Source organism: Actinomadura sp. GC306 (assembly GCF_004348665.1).
Lineage (GTDB): Bacteria > Actinomycetota > Actinomycetes > Streptosporangiales > Streptosporangiaceae > Spirillospora.
This window is the reverse complement of sequence record NZ_SMKM01000381.1, coordinates 1-5,109: the sequence shown is the minus strand read 5'-3', so window position 1 is coordinate 5,109 and position 5,109 is coordinate 1. Positions and strand designations below refer to the sequence as shown.

Sequence of the window (5,109 nt, the reverse complement as noted above, 5' to 3'; positions counted from 1 at the left end):
CGTCCGGGCGCTGGACGTCGACACCAAGGACACCCCGAGGGCGATCGCGTGGCGGATGCTGGCGGAGCTGCTCGACACGGGGGCGCCCGTCGTGGTCGGCCACGAGGGCGGGGTGCGGCGGGGGCTGACCCTGGTGCCGGCGGAGCTGAGCGGCGAGCCGGTCGTCCCGCTGGACGCGGACGGGGTCGTGCTGCTCACCGGAGGGGCCCGCGGCGTCACCGCGCGGGTGGCGCTGGAACTGGCCCGGACGAGCAGGTGCCACATCGAGATCATGGGACGCACGCCGGAACCGGTGGGCGAACCCGAATACCCGGACATCCCGGACGAGGCGGGCCTCCGCCGCGCCCTGGTGGCGGCCGGGCGGTCGCAGGACATCGAGCCGACGATCCGGCAGATCCTCGTGGACCGGGAGATACGCCGCAATCTGGAGGCGCTGCGGGAGCACGCGGCGTCCGTCCGGTACCACTCGGGTGACGTGCGGGACGGGTTCACCGTCCGGGAGCTCGTCGGTGGCGTTCATAGGCGCCATGGGCGGCTCGACGGGATCGTGCACGGCGCCGGGCTCGTCGAGAACCGCCTGATCCAGGACAAGATGCCGCTGTCCTTCGAGCGGGTGTACCGGACGAAGGTGGACGGCGCGTGCGCGCTCGCGCAGGCGGCCAAGCCGAACCTCGGGTTCTTCGTCGTCCTCGGGGGCCTCGCCGGGGTGCAGGGCGCCCGGGGAGAGGCCGACCACGCGGCCGCGAGCGACGCTTGCGCGGCACTCGCGCAGATCTGGCGGACGCGGCTGCGCGGCCGGGTCCTCGTCGCCGACTGGGCGCGGTGGGGGACCGGCGCCGCGGACGGCCCGATCGAGCCGGGCGCGGGCGCGGCGGCGCTGCTGCGGGAGATCGCCCACGGGGACGAGACACAGGTCGTGTTCACCGGGGCCGGCCCGTGAGCCCCGCTCGGGAGCCGATCGCGATCGTCGGCGCCGGGGCGGTGTTCCCCGGCGCCGGATCGGCGGCCGAGCTGTGGCGCAACGTCCTGGCCGGGCACGACGCGATCACCGAGGTGCCGGCCCGCCGGTGGGATCCGGCGCTCTACTACGACCCCGGCGCCTACGGGCGGGAGCCCGAGAGCGACCGGTTCTACTGCCGGCGCGGCGGTTTCGTCGACGACCTGGCCACGTTCGACCCGGCGCGGTTCGGGATCCCGCCGGCGGCGGTGCGGGCGATGGAGCCCGACCAGCTCCTCGCACTGCGGACGGCCGGGGACGCGATCGAGGACGCGGGCGGCACCGAACGGCTGCCCGACCGGGCCGCGATCGGCGTGGTCATCGGCCGCGGCGGGCACCTCACCCCGGGCGCGGCGCGGTTCGAGCAGCGGGTCGGCACGTCCCACCAGATCGCCGCCGTCCTCGCGGAGCTGGTGCCGGAGCTCGCGGGCTCCCGGCTGGAGGAGATCCGCCGCGCGTTCTGCGACCGGCTGGGGCCGGACGCCCCCGACGCGTCGACCGGGCTGGTCCCGGGTTTCGCCGCGTCCCGCATCGCGCAGGGGTTCGACCTGCGCGGCCCCGCGTACACGCTGGACGCGGCGTGCGCGTCGGCGCTGCTCGCGGTCGAGCACGCCGTGCGGGCGCTGCGCTGCGGGCACGCCGACGCGATGCTGGCCGGGGCCGTCCACCACTCGCACCACGCGACCGTCTGGAGCGCGCTCAGCCGGCTGCGGGCGCTGAGCCCGAGCGAGACGATCCGGCCGTTCGACCGGGCGGCGGACGGCACTCTGCTCGCCGAGGGCACCGGGATCGTCCTGCTCAAGCGGCTGTCGGACGCCGAGCGGGCCGGGGACCGGATCCACGCGGTCATCCTCGGCACCGGCTCGTCCAGCGACGGCCGCGCGCCGGGCCTGCTGGACCCGGTGGTGGACGGGCAGGTCCTGGCGGTCGAGCGGGCCTGGCGGGACGCGGGCCTCGACCCGGCGGAACCCGGCGCGCTCGGCCTCGTCGAGGCGCACGGCACCGGCACCCCGGCGGGGGACGAGGCGGAACTGGCGACGCTGCGCCGGGTGTTCGGCGCGGCCGGCCCGCCGATCGGCCTCGGCACGGTCAAGTCGATGATCGGGCACGCGATGGCCGCCGCCGGGATCGCCGGGCTGATCAAAACGGCCTGCGCGCTGCGCGACGGGGTGCTGCCGCCGACGCTGCACGTGGCCGACCCGCATCCGGCGCTGGCGGGCACCCGGCTGCGGCCCGTGCGGGAGGCCGCCGAGTGGGAGCGCGGGGACGGCCCGCGGCGCGCGGTGGTCAACGCGTTCGGGTTCGGCGGGGCGAACGCGCACGTGATCCTGGAGGAGCCGCCGTCCGGCGGTGTCCGGCGGAGGCGGCCCAGTCGGCTCCGCGCGCCGGAGCCGGGCGAGGCCGTCCTGAGGCCGGCCGCCCGCAGCGCCGGCGAACCGGCCGCGGCCCTGGACGCCTCCGGCGAGGAAGCCCTCGCGTGCGGTGCGCCGCCGCCCGCGCCGGCCCCGCCGCCCACGGGCATGGCCCTCGACCTCGGGACGCCGCTGGTCAGGTTGGACGGTACCGTGGCGCCCATCAGCTGCACCTCTGCGGTCCCGCGCCTTCCGGCCGACGACGCCGTCATTGCCGAGTTGGAGGCGCTGCTCAACGACGCCGCCACGGGAGCGAAGGCCGTGGTGGAGGCGTTCGGGCGTGGGGCAGGGCCGGCGCCGTCCCACGAACCGGCACCGGCGAACGGCGAGCTGACCGCCTCCCGTGTGTTCTCGCTCGACGCGATGCCGTACCTGCGCGACCACTGCGTGGTCCCGCAGGCACCCGGCTGGCCCGACATGTCGGACAGGTTGCCGGTCGTTCCGCTGGCGACGCTGCTGGAGGTCATGGCGGACGCGGGGCGGGAACTGCTGCCCGGCTCGGTCGCCGTCGGGTTCGAGGACGTCCGCTCCGTCCGCTGGGTCCCGGCGGCTCCGCCCACGACCGCCCGCATCACCGCCCGCCTCGTCGACGGCGCGTCCCACCCGTGCAAGGTCAAGGTCGTCATCGACGGGCACGTGGACGGGACGGTCCTGCTCGCCGAGCATTACCCGCCGGCCCCCCTGCCTGGCGGCACGCCGCTGAGCACGGACGGCCCGCCCATAGTCAACGCGGAAAGGCTGTACGAGGAACGCTGGCTGTTCCAAGGCCCGCTCTTCCGCGGCATCACCGAAATCACGGCTCTCGCAGAGGACGGTATGCGCGCCGTCCTCCGCTCCTTGCCCACGCCAGGCGCGCTTCTGGACAACGTCGGGCAGCTCTGCTGCCACTGGATCCAGGTCTACGGCGACACAAACCAGGCCGTGTTCCCGGTCGGTATCGAGCGGATCTCCCTGTACGGGCCGTTGCCGCCCGAAGGCGAACGTCTGGAAACGACCGTGCGGAACCAGTCTTTGACCGACACGACCATGCGGTGCTCAGCCGAGATGGTCCGCGCGGATGGAACGGTCTGGGGACGCGTCGACGGATGGACGACCCACCGCTACTACACCGACGAGGCCCTCTGGCGGATGAAGTTCACCCCCGAGGTGTCCGGGACGGGGGAAGCCCAGCCGGGCGGCTGGTGCCTGGCCCGCAAACGCTGGGAAGGCACCGCTTCCCGCGATCTCCTCATGCGCCAGTACCTCTGCGCCGGCGAGCGCGCCGAGTACGAGGCCCTTCCGCCGTCCGCGCAAGGCCCATGGCTGCTCGGAAGGATCGCGGCCAAGGACGCCGTCAGAGCCCACCTATGGCGCAACGGCCACGGCCCCCTGTTCCCTGCGGAACTCACCGTCCATGACGGGCCCCGCGTAACGGGACCGTTCGACGAACCCCTCACCATCTCCATCGCGACAGACGCCGAACTGGGCGTCGCCCTAGTACGGCCTGGCACAGAACCAGCGGGCATCGGCCTCGCCCAGAACGACGACAAGGACGCACCAATACGCGCAGCAAAGCAAGCCGTACTGCAGTCAATGAACACCGAAACAGACCCTCGCGAGCTGGTCGTGACCCCCGCCGACGCCGACCGGCTCCTTGTCGTCACCGGAGGCACGGTCACGACGGTGGAGACCCGCGAAGTCGAAGGACACGTCGTGGCCTGGACGGTCGCGCCCGGCGGAACCGACATGGAGGAGGCCCGAGCATGAACGACGACCTGGCAGAGGTCGTCCGGATACTGACCGACGTCCTGGGGGAGGACAACCTCCGCGACGTGGAGATCGGGCCGGAGACCACGTTCACCGACGCCCTCGCGCTGGAGAGCATCGAGTTCGCCGCGTTCGCCGGCAAGCTGCGCGACCACTACGGCGACCGGGCCGGCCTGCCCGCCCTCGTCGCGGGCCTGGACCTCGACGAGCTCCTCGACCTGACCGTCGGGGACGTGGCGGACCATTTCGCGGGAGCCGCCCGGTGAACGCCCGCCGCGTGAGGGTCCCGTCCCTTCTCGAAGACCCCGGAATCCGCCGCGTGCGGACCCCCGAACGCCGCTTCCTGTTCGCCGTCCCGCCGCTGGGCGAGGCCACCGCGAGCACCGTCACCGTGAACAACGCCGTCGCGGCCGAGCTCGCCCGGCGCGGCCACAAGGTCGCGTGGACGGGTCACCGGGCGTCCCTCGAACCCCGGATCCGTCCCGGCTCCCGGCTGTTCAGCGCCGTCGAGGAGGACTTCGAGCGGCGGCTGCACGGGCTGCACGGCGACTGGCTGGGCCTGCGCGGACTCGCCGCCCTCCGCTTCCTCTGGGAGGACCTGCTCCTCCCGCTCGGCCACGCGATGCTGCCGGGCGTCGAGAAGGCGATCGACCGGTTCCGGCCGGACGTCGTCATCGCCGACCAGCGCGCCCTCGCCGCCCCCGTCGCCGCGCGCCGCCGGGCGATCCCCTGGGCGACGTCGGCCGCGACGTCCGCCGAGTTCACCCGCCCGCTCGCCGCCTTCCCGAAGGCCGAGGAGCGGATACGCGAGCTGATCGCCGAGTTCCAGCTCGACCACGGCATCGAGGACCTGCTCGACCTGCGGTTCTCCGACCACCTCGTCCTCGTCTTCACCGCGGCGGGGCTGATCGGCGACACCTCGTTTTTCCCCGGCCACTTCGCGTTCGTCGGCCC

4 protein-coding genes are annotated in these 5,109 nt (G+C 74.2%); all 4 read left to right on the top strand.

The window, feature by feature from the left end; genetic code table 11:
- Nucleotides 1-940, top strand: a 940-nt coding sequence (locus tag E1200_RS31180) for an SDR family NAD(P)-dependent oxidoreductase (protein ID WP_131955887.1), incomplete at its 5' end; no start/stop codon positions are given.
- Complete coding sequence (locus E1200_RS31175) at nt 937-4,155, top strand: beta-ketoacyl synthase N-terminal-like domain-containing protein (protein ID WP_131955885.1); 3,219 nt, start codon at nt 937-939, stop codon at nt 4,153-4,155. The genes E1200_RS31180 and E1200_RS31175, both read left to right, overlap by 4 nt.
- Complete coding sequence (locus E1200_RS31170) at nt 4,152-4,421, top strand: phosphopantetheine-binding protein (protein ID WP_131955883.1); 270 nt, start codon at nt 4,152-4,154, stop codon at nt 4,419-4,421. Before E1200_RS31175 ends, E1200_RS31170 begins: the two co-directional genes overlap by 4 nt.
- A partial coding sequence (locus E1200_RS31165) for a glycosyltransferase family 1 protein (protein ID WP_165950538.1) occupies nt 4,418-5,109 on the top strand: 692 nt, incomplete at its 3' end. The genes E1200_RS31170 and E1200_RS31165, both read left to right, overlap by 4 nt.